Origin of the sequence: Mesorhizobium huakuii, from assembly GCF_030160235.1 — a bacterium.
In the GTDB taxonomy this organism is placed as follows: domain Bacteria; phylum Pseudomonadota; class Alphaproteobacteria; order Rhizobiales; family Rhizobiaceae; genus Mesorhizobium; species Mesorhizobium huakuii.
Genome location: NZ_BSNY01000007.1, coordinates 1 through 20,107, shown reverse-complemented (window position 1 = coordinate 20,107; position 20,107 = coordinate 1). Strand labels below are relative to the sequence as shown.

Annotated in this window: 17 protein-coding genes; 10 read left to right on the top strand and 7 right to left on the bottom strand. The window is 63.4% G+C overall.

Annotated features, from left to right (window positions below; genetic code table 11):
• From QQK95_RS01440 to gltX, 4 genes are all read left to right on the top strand, one after another.
• Entirely contained in the window at positions 1 to 411 is a 411-nt protein-coding gene (locus tag QQK95_RS01440; RefSeq protein ID WP_284268091.1) for a GNAT family N-acetyltransferase, read from the top strand.
• Positions 412 to 802: 391 nt separating this feature from the next.
• Positions 803 to 2,608 (top strand): ABC transporter ATP-binding protein, encoded by a 1,806-nt coding sequence (locus QQK95_RS01435; protein WP_284268089.1) that lies wholly within the window; start codon positions 803 to 805, stop codon positions 2,606 to 2,608.
• A 223-nt stretch (positions 2,609 to 2,831) separates the two neighbouring features.
• A complete protein-coding gene (locus QQK95_RS01430; protein WP_284268087.1) occupies positions 2,832 to 4,013 on the top strand; it encodes a hypothetical protein in 1,182 nt (393 codons plus the stop codon).
• Positions 4,014 to 4,161: 148 nt separating this feature from the next.
• A complete protein-coding gene (gltX, locus tag QQK95_RS01425) occupies positions 4,162 to 5,535 on the top strand; it encodes a glutamate--tRNA ligase (protein WP_284268085.1) in 1,374 nt (457 codons plus the stop codon).
• On the opposite strand, the gene QQK95_RS01420 is transcribed toward gltX, so the two are convergent.
• The 4 genes from QQK95_RS01420 to QQK95_RS01405 all read right to left on the bottom strand — a co-directional run bounded on the left by QQK95_RS01420 (position 5,453) and on the right by QQK95_RS01405 (position 10,962).
• On the bottom strand, positions 5,453 to 6,655 hold the full coding sequence (locus tag QQK95_RS01420; protein WP_284268083.1) for a DUF2865 domain-containing protein: 1,203 nt from the start codon (positions 6,653 to 6,655) through the stop codon (positions 5,453 to 5,455). The two genes, gltX and QQK95_RS01420, sit on opposite strands and share 83 nt — an antisense overlap.
• 163 nt (positions 6,656 to 6,818) lie before the next feature.
• A complete protein-coding gene (locus tag QQK95_RS01415) occupies positions 6,819 to 7,472 on the bottom strand; it encodes an outer membrane protein (protein ID WP_284268081.1) in 654 nt (217 codons plus the stop codon).
• Between the two features lie 209 nt (positions 7,473 to 7,681).
• On the bottom strand, positions 7,682 to 10,006 hold the full coding sequence (locus QQK95_RS01410; RefSeq protein WP_284268079.1) for an NADP-dependent malic enzyme: 2,325 nt from the start codon (positions 10,004 to 10,006) through the stop codon (positions 7,682 to 7,684).
• Between the two features lie 176 nt (positions 10,007 to 10,182).
• Positions 10,183 to 10,962 carry an SDR family oxidoreductase gene (locus QQK95_RS01405; RefSeq protein ID WP_284268077.1) on the bottom strand — a complete coding sequence of 260 codons (780 nt, stop codon included), beginning with the start codon at positions 10,960 to 10,962 and terminating at the stop codon, positions 10,183 to 10,185.
• A gap of 120 nt (positions 10,963 to 11,082) precedes the next feature.
• Between QQK95_RS01405 and QQK95_RS01400 the strand changes: the two genes are divergently transcribed.
• Together QQK95_RS01400 and QQK95_RS01395 are read left to right on the top strand one after the other, a co-directional pair.
• Complete coding sequence (locus tag QQK95_RS01400) at positions 11,083 to 11,898, top strand: UDP-2,3-diacylglucosamine diphosphatase (protein WP_284268075.1); 816 nt, start codon at positions 11,083 to 11,085, stop codon at positions 11,896 to 11,898.
• Between the two features lie 124 nt (positions 11,899 to 12,022).
• Entirely contained in the window at positions 12,023 to 13,288 is a 1,266-nt protein-coding gene (locus tag QQK95_RS01395; RefSeq protein WP_284268074.1) for an MFS transporter, read from the top strand.
• On the opposite strand, the gene dgcA is transcribed toward QQK95_RS01395, so the two are convergent.
• Positions 13,208 to 14,191, bottom strand: a complete 984-nt coding sequence (gene dgcA / locus QQK95_RS01390) for an N-acetyl-D-Glu racemase DgcA (protein ID WP_284268073.1) — start codon at positions 14,189 to 14,191, stop codon at positions 13,208 to 13,210. The genes QQK95_RS01395 and dgcA overlap by 81 nt on opposite strands.
• Before the next feature lie 77 nt (positions 14,192 to 14,268).
• Between dgcA and QQK95_RS01385 the strand changes: the two genes are divergently transcribed.
• Genes QQK95_RS01385 through QQK95_RS01370 form a run of 4 tightly spaced genes read left to right on the top strand, consistent with a single transcriptional unit; the run spans position 14,269 to position 18,346 of the window.
• On the top strand, positions 14,269 to 15,456 hold the full coding sequence (locus tag QQK95_RS01385; RefSeq protein ID WP_284268072.1) for an ABC transporter permease: 1,188 nt from the start codon (positions 14,269 to 14,271) through the stop codon (positions 15,454 to 15,456).
• A 4-nt stretch (positions 15,457 to 15,460) separates the two neighbouring features.
• Positions 15,461 to 16,270, top strand: coding sequence for an ABC transporter ATP-binding protein (locus QQK95_RS01380; protein ID WP_284268071.1), 810 nt, complete (start codon positions 15,461 to 15,463; stop codon positions 16,268 to 16,270).
• 14 nt (positions 16,271 to 16,284) lie between these two features.
• Positions 16,285 to 17,658 (top strand): MlaD family protein, encoded by a 1,374-nt coding sequence (locus QQK95_RS01375; protein WP_284268070.1) that lies wholly within the window; start codon positions 16,285 to 16,287, stop codon positions 17,656 to 17,658.
• A gap of 37 nt (positions 17,659 to 17,695) precedes the next feature.
• A complete protein-coding gene (locus QQK95_RS01370; protein ID WP_202354234.1) occupies positions 17,696 to 18,346 on the top strand; it encodes an ABC-type transport auxiliary lipoprotein family protein in 651 nt (216 codons plus the stop codon).
• A 25-nt stretch (positions 18,347 to 18,371) separates the two neighbouring features.
• On the opposite strand, the gene QQK95_RS01365 is transcribed toward QQK95_RS01370, so the two are convergent.
• Both QQK95_RS01365 and QQK95_RS01355 read right to left on the bottom strand, forming a co-directional pair.
• Entirely contained in the window at positions 18,372 to 18,986 is a 615-nt protein-coding gene (locus tag QQK95_RS01365; RefSeq protein ID WP_284268065.1) for a 3'-5' exonuclease, read from the bottom strand.
• Between the two features lie 544 nt (positions 18,987 to 19,530).
• Positions 19,531 to 20,107 (bottom strand): hypothetical protein (locus tag QQK95_RS01355; RefSeq protein ID WP_284268063.1); only part of this gene is annotated, 577 nt, incomplete at its 5' end.

Here is a 20,107-nt window from a genome sequence, read left to right as displayed (position 1 = left end):
ATGCCGGATTGTGAGATCAGCTTCGACCTCGGGCGGATCGACTTCCGCGCGACCTCCGACCTGCTGATGGCGAGCTATTGGGGGGCTGGACGCAGCGATGAGTTTCATCGCCGGGCCTTCGCCAATTCGTTCTGCGCCGCCGCCTACATCGATGGCAAGCAGGTCGGTTTCGGCAGGGCAATCACCGACCGCACGGTGTTCGCCTATCTCGCCGACATCATCATCTGGACAGAGTACCGCGGGCAAGGCATCGGCCAGCGGCTGGTGCAGGCACTCATCGATCATCCCGAGCTCGGCACGGTCTCGCACTGGAGCCTGTCGACCGGTGATGCGCATGGGGTCTACGAAAAGCTGGGCTTCAAGGCATCGACCGACGGCCGATACATGCGCTTGGACCGCACGCCCCAGTGACGGGAACGCGGTGAAAGCTCCGCCGCCGTTGTTGCAAAATAATCGCAGTGGTTGGACCAGATACGCTTTTGGGCAGGGCCCGTCTTGGCGATGCATCAGAGCGTCTCTATAAGGGCCACTCCGCGATTCATTTGCGGGAGGTCCGAATGGCAGTGTTTAATATGGTAATGCGAGGCCGCGAAGCCTAGGTCTCATCCGGCGCCCCGCGAAGGTCCATCCTTCGTAACGGAGCCGGTTCGAGCACAGGCTTATGCAGATGCCGGTCGCCGCCCGATTACGGGCGTGACGCCAAAATATGCCACTCCGCTTCTGGGCGATCGTTAGCCCCTTGCGCGGCTTCTTCAATTTTCGACCTTACTGGGATCGGGCTCGTTTGCGCCCGAATGACATCATGGCTCGTTTCAAGATCGATTTGCGCGCGAGCGCCTTTCGTAGCGTTCTTGGTTTCACGCTCACCCATTGGCGGCGCCAGCCCTGGCGGCTTTCGCTGATCATGGGTGGTTTCCTGCTGTCGACGCTGGCCGACGTCCTGACGCCGCTCTATTCCGGCCGGCTGGTCGACGCCGTCGCCAGCAGCGCCGGCGCGGACGCCATTGCCTGGAATGCCGCGATGACGGCGTTCTTCATCCTCATGGCGCTTGCCCTGACCGGCGTCGTGCTGCGCAACCTGGCCTTCATGGGCATTGTCGAACTGACGCTGAAGATGATGGCCGACATCGCCGCCGATGCCTTCCATCGCGTCCAGCGCTTTTCCACTGACTGGCACGCCAACTCGTTTGCCGGCTCGACCGTGCGCAAGGTGACGCGCGGCATGTGGGCGCTCGACCTGCTCAACGACACGATCCTGATCGCGCTCTTGCCGTCGGTCGTCATGCTCGTCGGCTCGACGCTGCTGCTCGGCTGGTTCTGGCCGCTGATGGGTGTGGTCGTTGCCGCAGGCTCGGTGCTGTTCATCATGGTGACGGCGCTGCTGTCGCTTGGTTATGTCGCGCCGGCTGCAAGGCTCGCCAACACCTGGGACACGCGCCTTGGCGGTTCGCTCGCCGACGCGGTGAGCTGCAACGCCGTGGTCAAGGGCTTTGGCGCCGAGGAGCGCGAAGAGCGCCGCCTCGCCAGGGTTGTCGCCAAATGGCGGGCGCGCACGCGGCGTACCTGGGTGCGCGGCACCATCAACGGCACCGCGCAAGGGGCGCTGCTGCTGGTCATGCGCGCCGCGGTGATCGGCCTGTCGCTGCTCTTGTGGTCGTGGGGGCAGGCGAGCGCCGGCGACGTCGCCTTCGTGCTGACCTCGTTCTTCGTGCTGCAGGGCTATCTCAGGGACATCGGCACGCATATCCGCAATCTGCAGCGTTCGATCAACGACATGGAGGAACTGGTCGATTTCCAGTCTGAACCGCTCGGCATCGAGGACCGGCCCGGCGCCAGGCCGATCCGGATCACGCGAGGGTCGATAAGCTTCGACGAGGTCACTTTTCACTACGGCAATCACCGGTCGCCGCTCTATCGCGACTTTTCGGTCGATATCGCGCCGGGTGAACGCGTCGGGCTCGTCGGTCACTCCGGTTCCGGCAAGACGACCTTCGTCAAGCTGATCCAGCGGCTCTATGACGTCAATGCGGGCAGGATCCTGATCGACGGCCAGGACATCTCGCAGGTGGCGCAGGCGTCGCTGCGCGGGCAGATCGCGATCGTCCAGCAGGAACCGATCCTGTTCCATCGCTCGCTGGCAGAAAACATCGCCTATGCCAGGCCGAACGCGACGCAGGAGGAGATCGAGCATGCCGCGAAGTTGGCGAGCGCGCATGACTTCATCACCAGCCTGCCGAAGGGCTATGGCACGCTGGTCGGCGAGCGCGGCGTGAAACTGTCGGGTGGCGAGCGGCAGCGCGTGGCGATCGCGCGCGCTTTCCTGGCCGACGCGCGCATCCTGATCCTGGACGAGGCGACATCAAGCCTCGATTCGGAATCGGAAGTGCTGATCCAGCAGGCGATGGAGCGGCTGATGGTCGGCCGCACCACGCTGGTCATCGCGCACCGGCTGTCGACGGTGCGAGCGCTCGACAGGCTGCTGGTCTTCGATCGCGGCAACATTGTCGAAGAAGGCTCGCATGACGAGCTGATCCGGTTGAAGGGCGGCATCTACCGCCGCCTGTTCGAGCGTCAGGCGCTCGAACTGACCAAGGGACTGGTCATCTGACCTGAGGTGGCCTCCGGCATCGGCCGGAGGCCATCTCCATCAGGCGTTGTCCGCTGGAGTAACCTGCGCGGCATACTCTTGCGGCATTCCCGCGGTTTAGACGTTTTTTACGATGCCGGGGCATGACACGTCTTCTCTACCACTGGTTGTTGTATATTTACGCAAAAGCAACCTAGGGAGCGTAAGCCTGTACCCTGGGATCAGATTGGTTTTCTGTTTCACGATGCAACTTGCTTCCGAAGATACCGGTGTGGAAAAGGTAGCTGCGCCGTCGGTGCTGGCAACTCAGCACGGCACGGTTCGGCCACTCGCCGCCGAAGATCTCGAGCGCGTCGCCGCACTCTTCCTGACGAAGTTTCGCCGCCGGCGACGTCATCTCCTCGATCGCGCCATCGCCGGGACGGCCGAGTATATGAGAAAGATCTATCTCGATCCTGCCGGTCAGCCCGGCGCGGGCAACGCTCTTGTCCAGATCAACCCGCAGGGCGATCTGGGTGGCTTCCTCGGTGTCCTGAAAGCCCGCTACGAGCTCAACGGCGCGACATTGAATGCCGCTATCATCGGTCCGCTCATGGCCGACACCGGCACCGATCACGGTTCGGCCGGACCGCAATTGCTGCGTGCCGTGCATCAGGGCGAATTCGATCTACACCTGACCGACTCGGCCAACCGGGTATCCCTGGCCTTTGCGCGCCCGATGAAATACCAGCTCCTGCCGACGCATTGCCTGGGATGGACCCGCATTTTCCGCCCGGCCGCGGTGGCCTCCGCCATGGTTCGCGGCAGATGGCCGAGCCTGTCTCGCTTCGTGCTCGATCCTTGCGCCCGAGCATTCGACGCTTTTACGAGAAAAAGGTTCGAGCCGCCTATCCAGCATTCCTCGTCACACCGGGTCCATCGCGAGCCGATGGATGCCGCGCAATTTGCGCAGCGGCTGCCGACCCTTGTCTCCGATTACGCGCTGCGGCCGCGCTGGCAGGATGGCGAGCTTCCACGGCTGCTCGCGCTGGCGGCCGAGAAGCAGGCCGACGGCCCCCTTCATTTCGGCGGGACCTACGACGAAGCCGGCAAAATGCTCGGTTGCTACGCTTTCTACGGTCAGGCTGGCGGCATCGCGAACCTGTTGCAACTCCAGTCCTCTGGACCTTACTGGGGCGCGACGCTGGATGGCCTTATGGAGGAAGCGTGGAGTATGGGCTGCGCAGGCATCATCGGGCAGACGCAGAGCAGGTTCATGCCGCAACTCTTCAGCTACAAGAATGTCTTCTTTCGCTATGCCGGGGGAACGATGGTGCGCTCGCGCATCCCCGAGGTCGCGCAAGCGGTCCGCTCCGGCGACATCTTCATAGGCGGGTTGATGGGCGACCGCTGGACCCGCCTCAGTTCCGATGATTTCGGCCGCTGATCGCTTTCAATCAGCTGTTCTGATCGGATAAGGGCCATGCGCCTCGCATGGCCCTCGGTCTTTTCATCGCGCGCATCATGTTCTATGTGTGCCGACCAGTGCGGGGGCGCATCTTGTCAATCACAAAGGCATCCGGTACGCCCCGCTCATGACAGTTACCGTTCGTTTCGCCCCGTCACCGACCGGCCGCATCCATATCGGCAATGCGCGCACCGCTCTGTTCAACTGGCTGTTTGCGCTCAACAACAAGGGTCGCTTCATCCAGCGCTTCGACGACACCGACATTGCCCGCTCGAAGCAGGAATTCGCCGACGCCATCCTCTACGACCTGCATTGGCTGGGCATTTTTCCCGATGCCACCGAATATCAGTCACGGCGCTTCGAGATCTATGACGCGGCGGTCGAACGGCTGAAGGCGGCGGGCGTTCTCTACGCCTGCTACGAAACGCCGGAAGAACTCGATCTCAGGCGCAAGGTGCGCCGCACGCGGGGCCTGCCGCCGGTCTATGGCCGCGAGGCCCTGGCGCTGACACATGAGCAGGTGGCCGAATACCAGGCCGATGGGCGCCGGCCGCACTGGCGCTTCCTGCTGCCCAATTTCACTGGCGATCCGCTGCAGCCCGAACGCACCGAGGTTCATTGGAATGATCTGGTGCGTGGCGAGGAAACGGTCGATCTCGCTTCGCTCTCGGATCCGGTGCTGGTGCGCGAGGACGGCACCTATCTCTATACGCTGCCATCCGTCGTCGACGACATCGAGATGGGCGTCAGCCACGTCATCAGGGGTGACGACCATGTCACCAACACCGGCGTGCAGATTGCCCTGTTCAAGGCGCTGGGCGCCGAGCCGCCTGTCTTCGGCCACCACAATCTCTTGACCACCGTCTCGGGCGAGGGGCTTTCGAAGCGTACCGGCGCACTCTCCATCGAAAGCCTGCGCGAGGATGGCATCGAGCCGATGGCCGTCGCGTCGCTCGCCGTGCTGGTCGGCACCTCGGAGAATGTCGCGGCCGCGCATGACCTCACCGAACTCGCCGGCCATTTCGACCCGGCCGCGACCTCGAAATCATCGGCCAAGTTCGATCCGGACGAACTGTTCGTGCTCAACCGCGTGCTGATGCACCACATGTCGTTCGACGAGGCGCGCGACAGGCTGATGGTGCTGGGCATCTCCGGCGAACAGGCCGAGCCGTTCTGGCTGGCGGTGCGCGGCAATCTCGACCGGCTCGCCGATGCGGTGGGCTGGTGGCGCATCCTGCGCGAGGGGCCGCAGGACAGACCGGAGTTCTCCGACGATGATCGAGATTTCCTCGGAAAGGCCTTCGAGGTCCTGCCCGAAGAGCCCTGGAATGGAACGGTCTGGAAGGACTGGACCGGCAAGATCAGGGAAGCGACGGGACGCAAGGGCAAGGGGCTGTTCATGCCGCTGAGGCTTGCCCTTACTGGACTGCCTTCGGGGCCGGAGCTTGCAGATTTATTGCCGCTGATGGGTCGGGAAGGAACGTTGGCCCGACGACCCTGACCTTGCGCTGCTCCGGCGGCAGTGCGGATACGGGCGATGTCACCGGCTTGGCGGAAAGCCGCTTGATGGCTTCGCGATCGAGCCCGCCCTCCCTGTTGGCCAGGGTTTCGGGGTCGGCGGCCGGATCGGGCTTGGAGGCCGGCACGGGAACCAACGGTGCGGCATCGGTTTCAGGCTGTGACTGTTGCGGAGGCGGCGGGTTGCCGCCAATGATCTGGAAATTCTGCGCGGCATTGCAGCCGCAGGCCGGCGGCCGCGACATATTGGGCTGCTTGTAGAGATAGGCTGTCGGCAGCTCGCTGTACGGCCTGCCGGTGACCGAGGACGTCATCGAGGCCGAATCGTCATCCATGCCGCGCGAGTAGAAGACCTGCATTTCGGTGCCGGGGCAGCTGGATTCGCAATTCTTCTGGTCGCGCTCGAAATCGCCGACCGAGGCGGCATTCGACATCGGGAAGAAATAGCCGTCGCAGGTGCGCACGCAGGTGGTGTGGAACTCGCCGCCGGTGCCCGGAAAGTCCGGAATGTCGGGCAGGTTCAGGACGCGGCGGACATTGCGTTCCTCGCCGGGATCGTCCGGCTGGTCAAGCGTGGCGCTGGGCTGATTGTCGCCGAAAAGTTGGTCGAACAGGTTGGCGTTGCCGTCCTCCTCGCGGCCCGCTTCCTGCAGCGGCGCGCGGCGCGGCGCAACCGTGTCGTCGCGGCAGCCATTGGCGTCGAGCGCGGCCAGGATGCGGCCACGGTCGCGACGCGAGCCGCCGCCACCGGCGAGTTGGGCACGTTTGGCCTGGAGACTGTCGAGATTGGCGTTCATGCGGTCGATGGTGGCGTTGAGCCCGGCGCATCGATTGATGTTGCGGGAAAACAGCGAAAACCCGCAACCGGCATTGTCCGCCTGGTCACGTGCCTTGGAGATCTGTTCGCGCTGCCGGTCGATCGCGGCATCGTATTTGCGGATCATCGCCGGACCACCGCCGCCGCTACGCGAAGCCGCGGCAAGATCGGCTTCCAATTGACGGCAGACCCGCGAAGCGGCCTGTGGCTCGGAGATGGTGGCGCCAGACAACAGGAGGCCAAGCAGCATGGCAGCATGCGCCCGCTTCAACCCTCCGCTTGTCATCCGCCTCAATCCCGCTGGCCTGTGCCCGCCAAGCTACCCCGTTGCCGGTTAATCGTCTATTTCGGATGCGGTCCGGTAGTCGGCCGAAAGCCTCGGATCGCGGCAGCGGGCGGGTTCAATCAGCCGGAAAGCGACGGGGCACGGCAGATCGCTCCACCGACCGTCAGAACTTGTAATTCATACCGATCTTGACGGCGTTGAACGTGTTGTCGAACGTGGTGTTGGAGTTCGGGGCATAGTCGATGGTCTGGTCCCGCAGATCCACATATTGATATTCGAACTTCGCCGACCAGTGGTCCGTGATCGCTTGCTCCAGTCCGGCGCCGATGGTCCAGCCAACCTTGGTGTTCTTCTCGGAAAAGGTGTCAAGCGGACCGTCAACATACCGGTTTTCGACACTTCCAAACGCCAGGCCACCGGTTCCGTAGACCAGCGTGCGATCGAATGCATAGCCAGCCCTGGCGCGCAGCGTTCCAAGCCAGTCGACCTTGGTGTCGTAAACATCGCCCAGGCCGGAGGTGATTTCGTCGGAGTGCCCCTTGATGTCGGCTCCGGAAACATCGGCCTCGACCCCAAGAACAGCGGAATTGACCTGATAGTTGTAGCCGATCTGCACGCCACCCAGGAAACCATCGGTATCGTAATCCTGCGAACCCCGGATTGTCGGGGTGTTCGGCAAATTGTAGGTTGCGTCGGTCCTGCCGAAACCATAGCCAATCTGCCCGCCGACATAGACGCCGGACCAGTCATGGACAGTTGCGGGCTCGGCACTGATGGCGTCCGCGGCAAGAGCTTGTCCGCCGATCAGCGACAGCAATGCGGATGCGAGCAACAGGCCCTTCATGACGTCCTCGCCGTCAAATCAGATGCGCAACCATATCAGGTCGGCTTCCCCCGCGAAATCCGCTTCCGGCCAGCGGCGAATTTCTGCAATCGCAAGTTGCCGGTTCGCAACACTCCGGTTTTGGAGCGAGCCGGCATGGCGCAGGCTGTGCTGTGGGCCAGACCGAACCCACAGGAACCGGCCTAATCCAGATTGGCGATGGCCTGTGCCTTGTGCGCGGCCTCGACCACGGCCAGGGCCGTCATGTTGACCACACCGCGCGACGTGACCGAGGGGGTCAGTATGTGCGCCGGCTTGTCGGTGCCGAGCAGGATCGGGCCGACATGCAGCGCATCCATCATGGCGCGCAGCGCCGTCAGCGTGATGTTGGCCGAATCGAGGTTCGGGAACACCAGCAGATTGGCTTCGCCCTTCAGCCGCGAATGCGGATAGACGCGCTGGCGCAAATGCTCGGACAGCGCGGAATCGGCATGCATTTCGCCGTCGCACTGTAGTTCCGGCGCTATGCGCGCAAGGATCGCCGCCGCCTGGCGCATCTTGATCGCGCTTGGTGAATCGCGCGAGCCGAAATCCGAATGCGACAGAAGGGCCGCTTTCGGCTCGATGCCGAAGCGCTGGATTTCCTCGGCCGCCAGTACGGTCATCTCGGCGATCTCCTCGGCCGTCGGGTCGACGGAGACGTGGGTATCGGTAAGGAAGATGATGCCGCGCTGCGAAATCAGCATCGAAAGCGTCGACAGGTCGTAGTCCTTGATGCCCGCGCGAGGGCCAATGATGAGCGTCACGTTGCGCAAGTGTCGCTCGAAGCGGCCTTCGAGGCCGCAGACCATGGCATCGGCGTCGCCGCGCTTCAGCGCCAATGCCGCGATCACCGTGTTGTCGGTGCGCACCATGGTTCGCGCGGCCTCCGTCGTGACGCCGCGCCGGCCGGCGAGTTCGATCAACAGATCGACATAGTGGCGATAGCGCGGATCGTCTTCGGGGTTGATCAGACCGAAGTCGACGCCGGGCTTGATGCGCAAGCCGTAGCGCTTGAGCCTGACTTCGATGACGTGCGGGCGGCCGATCAGGATCGGCTCGGCGATGCCTTCCTCCAGCACCACCTGGGCAGCGCGCAGCACGCGCTCGTCCTCGCCGTCGGCATAGATGACGCGCTTGGCGCTCGATGCCTTGGCGGACGAAAACACCGGCTTCATCACCAGGCCGGAGCGGAAGACGAAACGGTTGAGCTTGTCGATATAGGCGGCGAAGTCGGTGATCGGCCGCGTCGCCACACCGGTGTCGCAGGCCGCCTTGGCGACGGCCGGCGCGATGCGCAGGATGAGCCTGGGATCGAAGGGCGAGGGGATCAGGAAATCGGGCCCGAAGATCGGCGTCTCGCCCGAATAGGCGCGTGCGGCGACGTCCGAAGGTTCTTCGCGGGCAAGGGCGGCGATGGCCCGCACCGCGGCCATCTTCATTTCCTCGTTGATGGCGCTGGCGCCGCAGTCGAGCGCGCCGCGGAAGATGTAGGGGAAGCACAGGACATTGTTGACCTGATTGGGAAAATCGGATCGGCCGGTGCAGATCATGGCATCAGGGCGGGCGGCGCGTGCTTCTTCCGGCATGATCTCGGGGTTGGGATTGGCGAGCGCCAGGATCAAAGGCTTTGGCGCCATGTGCTGCAGCAGCTCCGGCTTCAGCACGCCGGCGGCCGAAAGGCCCAGGAAAACGTCGGCGCCCGGGATGACATCGGCCAGCGTGCGCGCCTCGGTGTCCTTCACATAGGGGTCTTTCCAGCGGTCCATCTCGTCGGTGCGGCCCTTGTAGGCAACGCCGAAACGGTCGGTGACCCAGATGTTTTCGATGCGCACGCCGAGCGAGACCAGAAGATTCAGACAGGCAAGGGCGGCGGCACCCGCACCGGAGGTGACGACCTTGATGTCCGAGATGGTCTTGCCGGCGAACTCCAGTCCGTTGAGCACGGCGGCGGCGACGATGATGGCGGTGCCATGCTGGTCGTCGTGGAATACCGGTATGCTCATGCGGGCTTTCAGCCGCTCCTCGACTTCAAAACACTCCGGCGCCTTGATGTCCTCGAGGTTGATGCCGCCGAAAGTGGGTTCGAGAGCGGCGACGGTCTCCACCATGCGCTCGATCTCGGGGGCGTCGATCTCGATGTCGAAGACGTCGATGCCGGCGAACTTCTTGAACAGAACCGCCTTGCCTTCCATGACCGGCTTGGAGGCCAGCGGGCCGATATTGCCGAGGCCGAGCACGGCCGAGCCATTGGAGACGACGCCGACGAGGTTGGCGCGCGCCGTGTAATCGGCGGCGGTTGCCGGATTGTCGCGGATCTCCAGGCAGGGCGCCGCCACGCCGGGTGAATAGGCGAGCGCCAGGTCGCGCTGGTTGCCGAGCGGCTTGGTTGCCTGGATCTCGAGCTTTCCCGGCGTCGGGTGCTTGTGGAAGTAGAGAGCGGCTTCGTCGAGGTCCGAACGTGCCGTTTTCTTGTTCTCGCCTTCCATGCGGCCGCTCCCTCGAAACCTGTGTCGGGAGTCCTTTTAGCACGCGGTCCAGATTTTTCGCGACGCTAATTGACGCGCCGGCAGCTTTAAGCGGCGGCGCGTCGAAAATCACGAGATGTCAGATGCTTACGGCTGTTTCATACCGGATGAGTCCTGCCGCCTCGCTGACTTCTCGATCAGAAAGCGCTGACGTAGAGACCTCCGTCGACCGGTATGTTCTGGCCCGTGAGATAGCCGGCATGGACCGAGCAGAGGAAGGCGCAGATCTGGCCGAATTCCTCCGGTGTGCCGAGCCGCTTGGCCGGCACATCGGCGCTGATGCGGGTCTTGCGCGCGGCGGCCGCGGCGGGGTCCTCGACGGTGCCGGCCTCGTGCGGGCCGCGCAGGCGGTCGGTGTCGAGCTTGCCCGGCAGTAGGCTGTTGATGGTGACGTTGCGGTCGATCACCGTCCGCGCCACGCCTGCAAGGAACGAGGTCAGGCCGGCGCGCGCGCCCGACGACAGGTCAAGGCCGGGAATGGGGACATAGACCGACAGCGAGGTGATGTTGACGATGCGGCCGAAGCCGCGCTTCGCCATGCCGTCGAGAACGGCCTGCACCAGTTCGATCGGCGTCACCATGTTCTGGGTGACGCCTTCGAGGATTTTCGCGCGATCGAGTTCGCGGAAATCGCGCAGCGGCGGGCCGCCATTGTTGTTGACGAGGATGTCGGGTTCCGGGCAGGCGGCGAGCAGCGCCTTCTGCACATCCGGTTTCGAAACGTCGCCGACGACTTCCGTCACCCTCACGCCAAAACGCTCGCGCAGCTCCGCGGCGGTCTTGGCCACGAGTTCGGCATTGCGGCCATTAACGACGATGTCGCAACCGGCCTCGGCCAACGCCATGGCGCAGCCTTTTCCAAGTCCCTTGCTCGAAGCGCAGACGATGGCCTTCTTTCCGCGGATACCAAGATCCATGACGATTTCTCCCTGTGATTTGGCCGGCAAGCTAGTCCTTAGGCTGGACCAATCGCAACCGTCATACGGTTGTTGCATGAATCGGGGCATAGGCTGCGCGAAAGCAAGGGTGAAATCGCGATGTCAGGCCAAGAGCCCCGCACTTTCCGCAGCATGTTCATTTCCGACGTCCATCTGGGCTCGAAGGCGGCGAAGGCCGAGTTCCTGATCGATTTCCTGCGCTACCATGATGCCGACATCATCTATCTGGTCGGTGACATCGTCGATGGCTGGCGGCTGCGGCGCAGCTGGCACTGGCCGCAAAGCCACAATGACGTGGTGCAGAAATTGCTGCGCAAGGCGCGCAAGGGCGCCAACATAACCTATATCGCCGGCAATCACGACGAATTCGCCCGCCAGTTCCAGGGTGTGCATTTCGGCGGCATCGTCGTCGCCGACCGTGCCATCCATGAGACCGCCGACGGCAAGCGCCTGCTCGTCATCCACGGCGACCAGTTCGACACCGTCGTCCACAATCAGCGCTGGCTCGCCTATCTCGGCGATCACGCCTATGACGCGGCGATGATCGTCAACCGGGTGGTGACGCGGCTGCGCCAATGGCTCGGCCTGCCTTACTGGTCGTTCTCGTCCTGGGCCAAGGTCAAGGTCAAGAAAGCCGTCAACTTCATCGGCTCGTTCCAGACCGTGCTGACCGAGGAAGCCCGCCGCTCGCATGTCGACGGGGTGATCTGCGGCCATATTCACCATGCCGCGATCGAGAATTTCGATGACGTGCGCTACATCAACACGGGCGACTGGGTGGAAAGCTGCACGGCCGTGGTCGAGCATTTCGATGGCCGGATGGAAATCCTGACCTGGGCGCAGGTGCTGCCGGAGTCGTTCGACGAACCTTTCATCCCGATGCTCATCGAGGATCGCGTCGGGCAGGCGGCCTGACACGAGGGCCGCGACGACTTTAAGCGTCAATCGATTGGTCCAGCCGGTTTCGCCCGGTTTTCCCCCATGTTAAGGGATCGATCCACGTCGCCAGCCGATCGAGCGGGCGTAATTGGATCGATTCATGTCCCTGCCGCCGCTTTCGCCAGAACAGCTCGTCAAGCCGCGCCATTTCGAACTGCGCATGAGCCTGATCTTCGGAACGCTGTTCATATCGCTCGGTACGCATCTGCCCTATTTCCCGCTCTGGCTGCAGGCCAAGGGGTTTCACGCCGAGCAGATCGCCGTCATCCTTGCAGCGCCCATGTTCCTGCGCGTGGTGACCACGCCGCTGCTGACGACACTCGCCGACCGGGCGAGGGACCGCGCCAATGTCTATATCGCGCTGGTGGCGGCCTCGCTGTTGCTCTCGATGGGTTATTTCCTCACGCCGACCTACGCGATGGTGCTGGCTGTGTCGCTGGCGCTGACCATTGTCTGGACGCCGCATTCACCGATCGCCGATTCGCTGGCGCTTTCGGGCGTGCGCCGCTTCGGCTCCAACTATGCAAGCATGCGCAAATGGGGATCGATCTGTTATCTCTGCGCCAATGTCGCGGGCGGCTTCATCCTGGCGGCCACCGGACCCCAGGCCGTTCCGGTGATCATAGTCCTTGCCCTTGGCGCGGCGCTCGTCGCCGGGCTGCTGGCGCCGCGCATGGGGCGACCGCGCAAGGCCTCGCCGCTGTCGGCCGCGGAAATCCAGCACGCGGCGCCGAGCCTGTTCAACGCCTATTTCCTCTACTTCACCTTTGGGGTCGGCATCATCACCGCCAGCCACGCCTTCCTCTACGGCTTTGTTTCCATCTACTGGAAATCGATCGGCATCAGCGATTCCGTCGTCGGCCTGCTGTGGGCCTGGGGCGTGGTGTCCGAAGTCTGCATGTTTTTGTTTTTCAATCGCATTTTCGCTTCCGTGTCGGTCGTCAAGGTGATGGTGATCGCCGGCATCGGCTCGATCGTGCGCTGGATCATCTTTCCACTGGTATGGCCGCTCGGCCTGGGCATCGCCGGCTTCTTCGCCGTGCAGTCGCTGCATTCGGTGTCTGTCGCCATGGTGCTCATCGGCCTGCAGAGAATGATCGCCGAGACCGTCTCCGAAGAACGCACGGGTGCGGCGCAAGGCATAGCCTATTTCTTCAACGGCTTCTTCATGGCCGCCGTTACGCTGGCTTCCGGTCCGCTCTATGACCGTCTTGGCGTCGATGGCTTCCTGGTGATGATCCCCATCGCGATCGTCGGCCTGGTGCTGATCGGGCTCGCCGCGCGCTCAGCCCCAAAGCGCCCGGTCCGGGGGGGAGACGAGCGATCCCTGGTAGACGAGGCCCGGCACACGGTCGCGGGCAAGTAGCAGCGGACCGTCAAGGTCGACGAAATCGGCGTCCTGGGCGAGCAGCACCGCCGGCGCCATGGCAAGCGACGTGCCGACCATGCAGCCGACCATGATGCCGAAACCCAGCTCGCGGGCGCGGTCGCGCAGCATGAGCGCCGCCGTCAGTCCACCGGACTTGTCGAGCTTGATGTTGACGGCGTCGTAGAGGCCGACCAGCGTTTCCAGGTTCTTCGCCTCATGCACGCTTTCGTCGGCGCAGATCGGTACAGGATGGGCGATATGGCGCAGGATCTCGTCCCGGCCAGCGGGCAGGGGCTGTTCGACCAGCGCAATGCCTTGCTCCGCGGCAAAAGCGAGGTTTGCGACGATGTTGTCGTCGGTCCAGCCCTCATTGGCATCGAGGATGATTCTGCTCCGAGGCGCAGCTTCCGTCACAGCGCGAATCCTCGCCGTGTCGTTGTCGCCGCCGATCTTGACCTTGAGCAGCGGCCGGCCGGCATTGTCGCGGGCCTGTGCCGCCATCGCTTCGGGTTCGCCGAGCGACAGCGTGTAGGCGGTTTCCAGGGGGCGCGGCGGCGCCGGCCAGATTGCGTTTGCCACGGGCTTGCCGCTGATCTTGGCTTCAAGGTCCCACAGGGCGCAGTCGACGGCGTTGCGGGCGGCTCCCGCCGGCATGGCGTCGAGCAAAGCGGTCCGGTCGATGCCACCGGCAATCCGTCCGCGCATGGCCTCGATTGCAGCGTGCACACCGTCCATGGTCTCGCCATAGCGCTTGTAGGGAACGCACTCGCCGCGCCCGCTATGGCCATCCTGGCTGATCGTGCAGGTGATGACCTCGGCCTCGGTCTTGGAGCCGCGCGAAATGGTGAAGGTTCCGGCGATCGGAAAACGCTCGGCCTCAACCGAAATGACACGCGCCATATTTTTCTGCTCCGGCTGTGCCAGAAGGGTTGTCGGCAAATCGACAAGGTCGGACCCATCAGGCTAAACAGGACGCCATGTTGACCATCGGCAAGCGCGACGCAAGCGGCACCACCGCCTCGGAGGCTGACCACCAACCACGCGTGGCGGTGGGCGAGGAGGGTGGCGTGCTCGGCTGCGCGTTCTCCGGAATCTGGACGACACGAACCGTGGCGCTGATCGACGCCGACATGCGCAAGATCGAGAAACGAAGCGGTTTCAAGACTTTGGCGCTCGATCTTTCGAAGATTGAGAAGATCGATACCGCTGGCGCCTGGTTGATCGACCGGCTGGTCAGCGCCTTCGAGAAGAAGAATGTCGAGGTCCGGCTGCAAGGCCAAAGCGAGATCGCCGCCATCCTGCTCGACGCGGTCGGCGAGGCTGTCCGGCGCGAACCCGAATCCGGCCCGGCGCGGCCGCCCAACATCGTCATTCGGGCGCTGGAGGCGGTTGGCCGGCGCGTCTACGAGATGCGTGACGATTTCTTCGCCTCGATGAATATTCTGGGTGCCACCATCCGCGGCGCGCAGATGAAGCTCGGCCGTGGCCATGCCGTCAACCCGGCGGCGATCTTCAACCAGATCGACCGCATGGGCGTCGGCGCCATTCCCGTGGTGGTGCTGATGTCGGCGATCGTCGGCGCCATCGTCGCCCAGCAAGGCGCCTACCAGCTCAGCTATTTCGGCGCCGATATCTTCGTCGTCGACCTCGTCGGCGTGCTGATCCTGCGCGAACTCGGCGTGCTGATGACGGCAATCATGATCGCCGGCCGTTCCGGCAGCGCGATCACCGCCGAGATCGGCTCGATGAAGATGCGCGAGGAGGTCGACGCGCTGAAGGTCATCGGACTCAATCCGATCGGCGTCCTGGTTTTTCCGCGCCTGGTCGCGCTGGTGATCGCCTTGCCGTGCCTGACCATCATCGCCAATTTCGCGGCACTCGGCGGCGGCATCGTCGCGGCCTGGCTCTACTCCGATATCCCACCGGCCGCATTCATCGACCGCTTGCGTGTCGCCATCGATCTCAGCACGATTTTCGCCGGGCTGATCAAGGCGCCGTTCATGGCCATGATCATCGGCACGATCGCCTCGGTCGAAGGCATGAAGGTTGGCGGCAGCGCCGAATCGCTCGGCCAGCACGTGACCGCCTCCGTGGTGAAGTCGATCTTCGTCGTCATCATCCTCGATGGGCTTTTCGCCATGTTCTATGCAGCGATCGAGTTCTGACACAATGGCGAAGGGCAATGGCATCAAGATGGAGGAAAAGGACGAGAACGAGATCGTCCTTTCGGTGCGCGACGTCACCGTTGCCATCCAGGACAAGCTGATCCTCGACAAGCTAACGCTCGACATCAAGCGCGGCGAGATCCTGGGTTTCGTCGGCGCTTCGGGCGCCGGCAAGTCCGTTCTGTTGCGCACCATTCTGGGCCTGATGCCCAAGCAGTCGGGAACGATCAAGCTGTTCGGTGTCGACGTCGACAAGGCAAGCGATATCGAGCGCCTGCGCATCGACATGCGCCTTGGCGTGCTGTTCCAGCATGGCGCGCTGTTTTCGGCGCTGACCGTGCAGGAGAACGTGCAGGTGCCGATGCGCGAATATCTCGACCTGCCAAGGAAGCTGATGGACGAGCTGGCGCTGCTCAAGATCGAACTGGTCGGGTTGCCGCCGGACGCGGCGCAGAAATTCCCTTCCGAACTCTCCGGCGGCATGATCAAGCGTGCAGCACTGGCGCGCGCCCTGGCGCTCGACCCGGACATCGTCTTTCTCGACGAGCCGACGTCCGGCCTCGATCCGATCAGCGCTGCCGAGTTCGACGAACTCGTCGTCAAGCTGCGAGACACCATGGATCTGACCGTCTATATGGTCACGCACGACCTCGACACGCTGTTTACCGCTTGCGATCACGTGGCGGTGCTGGGCAAGAAGAAAGTATTGGTCGAAGGCACCATCGACGACATGCTGAAGAGCGAGGAACCGTGGGTAAAATCCTATTTCCGCGGAAAACGCGCCCGCCAACTTGATCTTGCCGCACGTGCATAGCCATAAGTGAAGCAATGGAAACCAGAGCCAACTACGTCATTGTCGGCATCTTTACGCTGGTTGCGATCCTGGCGGCGTTCGGCTTCGTCTACTGGACGGCGGCGATTGGCGACAAGGGCGAGACCACGCTGCTGCGCGTGCGTATCCCGGGTTCGGCTTCCGGCCTTGGCCGCGGCAGCTTCGTGCTGTTCAACGGCGTCAAGGTCGGAGAGGTCAAGCGCGTCTATATCGACGTCGACAATCCGACCATCGCGATCGCCGACACCCAGGTTGACCGGCAAACGCCGATCACCAAGTCAACGCAGGCCGATATCGGCCTCGCCGGCCTCACTGGCCAGGCCAACATCGAACTCAAGGGCGCCGACCCCAAGGAAGTAAAACTCCTCGACCAGGCCGAGAAGGAAGGCAAGGTTGCGGAGATCGTCGCCAACCCGTCGGCGGTCACCAACCTTTTGCAGACGGCGCAGACCATCTTCACCCGTGCCGACAAGGTGCTGTCCGAACTCGAGGGTTTCACCAGGGATGTTCGCGGGCCGCTGACGCAGACTGTCCAGAACGTGCAGACATTCTCCGATGCGCTGGCCAAGAATTCCGACGGCATCGACAAATTCCTGTCCAGCGTCAGCGCGCTGTCCGAAGAACTGAAGGGCGTGTCCGGCAAGCTCGACGGGACGCTAAAGGCGGCGGAGGGCCTGCTCAATGCCGTCGACAGGGACAAGATCAAGAGCATCGTCGCCAATGTCGATACGGTGACCGCGAACCTCAAGCAGACATCGCAGCAGCTCGACGGAGTGATCAAGAATGTCGACACGGCGGTCGGGTCCGTCAATGATTTCGCCAAGCAGACGCAAGGCACGCTGGCCAAGGTCGACGGCGTGCTCGACGGAGTCGATCCGGCGCAGGTGCGTGAGGCTTTGGCCAACATCCAGAAGGCCAGCGAAAACGCCAACAAGGCCGCCGCCGATATCGCAATGGTGACAGACAAGTTCGCCAACCGCGCCGACGATATCGACCAGACGATCAAGGATGCCAAGCAATTGGCGCAGCGGCTCAACGATGCCTCGGTGCGGGTCGACGGCATCCTCGCCAGAGTCGACACCTTGCTCGGCTCGGGGCAGGCCGACGGCCTGATGGCCGACGCCAGGGATACGCTGAAATCGTTCAAGCAGGTTGCCGATACGCTGAATGCGCGGCTTGGCGTCATCACCGACAATCTGGCGCGCTTCTCGGGCCAGGGCCTGTCGAATGTCGAGGCATTGGTGCAGGACAGCCGCCGCTCGATCACCCGCATCGAGGAGGCGGTCACGGATCTCAGCCGCAATCCGCAGCGCATTCTTTCGGGCGGCGAGGGCGAGGTTCGGCAATTCGACGGCAGGGCGCGGCGTTGACTTCGGCGTCTGCTCGCCCCAAGAACATGAGCTGCGGATGCGGGTTGATCTTACGATCCGGGGACAACGGGGATCGCGCGTGAAGTCGGTGTGGGTGAGAACGGGTGGATTGACACCGGCTGCGGCGTTGCTTGCGCTGTCGCTTGCCGGCTGTGCGGTACTGGGCGGCAAGCCTGCGCCGCTCGACACATTCGAGCTTTCGGCGCCGTCGGTTGACGCCCAAGGCCACAGCCGCAAGCAAATCCTGATCGCGCAGCCGTCCGCGCTGAAGGCGCTGGACAGCCAGAACATCGTCATCAAACCCTCCGACCGCTCGATCCAGTATCTGAAGGGCGCGCAATGGGCCGACCGCCTGCCGCTGATCGTGCAGGCGCGGCTGGCGGAGACCTTCCAGCGCTCCGGCAGCTTTGCCGGCGTCGGCAAGCCGGGCGAGGGCCTGGCAATCGACTACCAGGTGATCGTCGAGATCCGTTCCTTCGAAGTGAGCGTCGACGGCGGCGAACATGCCGAAGTCGACCTGTTCGTGCGCCTGCTCAACGATCGCAACGGCGAGGTGCGTGCTTCCAAGAGCTTCACCGCGTCCGCTCCCGTCTCGGGCAGCGGCAATCCTGCCTACGTCAAAGCGCTCGACAATGCCTTCGGCGATGCCGCCAAGCAGATCGTCCGCTGGACGGATTCGGTGATCTGAGCGCAATCCGGCCAGACGCTTCGAGCTACAGGCGGTCGAAGGCTTCCGGCCGCAGCTTCCCGGTCTTCATCAGGTGCTGCAGGGTGTAGGTGACGGACAGCGCGTCGTCGAGCGCGTCATGTCCCCGCAATGGCGGGTGTTCGACGCCGTAATAGTCCGCGAGCTTGTTGCTCGGCGTCCGCGCCAGATCCTCGATCGGCATCCCGGCCGCGATCAGCAGCTTGACGGCGTTGTCGAACCGGGTGGCGGGGATAGAAGGCTGAATGCCCGCGACATAGCAGCTGACGGCCATCATGTTCAGTTCGTCCTTGCCCCAGGACCAGAACCGCGCTCCATCGGAAAAGCGATCGACCCCGGCAAGCGCGTCTCCCAGCGCGACCCCCTCCGTCTCGATGTTTTCCTCGGTGATGCCGGTCAGCCTGGTGAAGAACGGGTCGAGTTCGTATCTCCGGCCAAACCGGTCGATCGGTCTGATATAGGCCTTGTGCGTGCCGAGCAGCGGAAAGTCGCCATCGAGACCAAGCCTGACCGCACCGATCTGCGCGATGACCGGATCGGGATCGTGGGCCGCGCACCAAAACCGACGTTGCGACCCCTCCAGGCAGAGAAACTCGCAGTCGAATATGATTGCCGTCTTCACGATCGGTACCCTTTCATCCCGCGGTTCGCTGGGCCGCGTTGCTCACATGTCCTGCCATGCCACCGACTCGTATTGGCCACCGTTGTTGAGGAAGAAGTATGTTATCGCCTCGTAGCATTGCTCGATCGGGATGCACCACGACAGGGGATATTCGTCCATCTGACCGTTTGCGAGCGTGTAAACACAGGTCCCATCTGTGGGTTGGGCGCCCTGTGTCACTGAGCCGGTGTCTCCATCGAAGCGCAAATACATTAGCCAAGCGTTGTCGCCATTCCTCAGCATGGAGATGGATTGGCCACCCGGGGCCGAAATCCATAGTTCAAACTGCTGCTCTAGGTCGAAGTGACCAAGGACTGGGCCGAACTCTTCGAAGGTTTCGTATGGCTGAGTGATCCCTTTGAATGTGACTTTCACACCGTAGGCCCGCCGTTACTTCCTGTGGATCGATCAGTCTGAAGAAGGTCGGGGCCGGCAGGGAACCGGGCGTTTTGGCGGCTCGCTTGCGGAAACACCGAGGTCTCCGCAAGCGAGTCTCGGCGGCTGCCTAGTGCAGGCGCCCGCTGGCGTGGGCCAGCATGGTGTAGACCTTGCCGGTGTCCGAGGTCAGGTAGGTCTGCGCCATGATGTTGTCGCGGTCGTTGCGCGAGACATCCTTGAGCAGCTTCTCGAAGTCGTCGCAGTAACGGTCGACGGCGGCGCGGAATTCGGCCTCGCCTTGATATTTGCGGCGGATTTCATCGAATGTCTGCTGGCCCTTCAGCGTGTAGAGCCGGCGGGTGAACACGTCCCGTTCGCCGCGCCGATAGCGGTTCCACAGCTCGATCGAAGCATCGTGGTCGATGGCCCGCGCGATGTCGACGGAGAGCGAGTTCAGCGATTCCACGACGTGCAGTGGCGAGCGCTGGGCAGGGGCCGCGCGCGGCGCTTCCGCAGGGGCCGAAGGTGCTGCCGCCGGCCTGAGATCGGCTTCGTTCGATGCCGCGGTCAGGAGGTCGCGCACCCAGCCGCCCTGCGGCGTGCGGGCGCCGGCTTCGGGACGCTGGCGCGGTGCCTCGGCCGGACGCTCGAGATCGAGCGTCCCGCGCAGCGCCGTGCCGCCCAATGGCGCCTGAGGCGTGCGA

Coding starts and splice junctions, on each gene's coding strand:
- QQK95_RS01440 (WP_284268091.1), top strand. CDS start 1: ATGCCGGATTGTGAGATCAGCTTCGACCTCGGGCGGATCGACTTCCGC.
- QQK95_RS01435 (WP_284268089.1), top strand. CDS start 803: ATGGCTCGTTTCAAGATCGATTTGCGCGCGAGCGCCTTTCGTAGCGTT.
- QQK95_RS01430 (WP_284268087.1), top strand. CDS start 2,832: ATGCAACTTGCTTCCGAAGATACCGGTGTGGAAAAGGTAGCTGCGCCG.
- gltX (WP_284268085.1), top strand. CDS start 4,162: ATGACAGTTACCGTTCGTTTCGCCCCGTCACCGACCGGCCGCATCCAT.
- QQK95_RS01420 (WP_284268083.1), bottom strand. CDS start 6,655: ATGACAAGCGGAGGGTTGAAGCGGGCGCATGCTGCCATGCTGCTTGGC.
- QQK95_RS01410 (WP_284268079.1), bottom strand. CDS start 10,006: ATGGAAGGCGAGAACAAGAAAACGGCACGTTCGGACCTCGACGAAGCC.
- QQK95_RS01405 (WP_284268077.1), bottom strand. CDS start 10,962: ATGGATCTTGGTATCCGCGGAAAGAAGGCCATCGTCTGCGCTTCGAGC.
- QQK95_RS01400 (WP_284268075.1), top strand. CDS start 11,083: ATGTCAGGCCAAGAGCCCCGCACTTTCCGCAGCATGTTCATTTCCGAC.
- QQK95_RS01395 (WP_284268074.1), top strand. CDS start 12,023: ATGTCCCTGCCGCCGCTTTCGCCAGAACAGCTCGTCAAGCCGCGCCAT.
- dgcA (WP_284268073.1), bottom strand. CDS start 14,191: ATGGCGCGTGTCATTTCGGTTGAGGCCGAGCGTTTTCCGATCGCCGGA.
- QQK95_RS01385 (WP_284268072.1), top strand. CDS start 14,269: ATGTTGACCATCGGCAAGCGCGACGCAAGCGGCACCACCGCCTCGGAG.
- QQK95_RS01380 (WP_284268071.1), top strand. CDS start 15,461: ATGGCGAAGGGCAATGGCATCAAGATGGAGGAAAAGGACGAGAACGAG.
- QQK95_RS01375 (WP_284268070.1), top strand. CDS start 16,285: ATGGAAACCAGAGCCAACTACGTCATTGTCGGCATCTTTACGCTGGTT.
- QQK95_RS01370 (WP_202354234.1), top strand. CDS start 17,696: ATGCGGGTTGATCTTACGATCCGGGGACAACGGGGATCGCGCGTGAAG.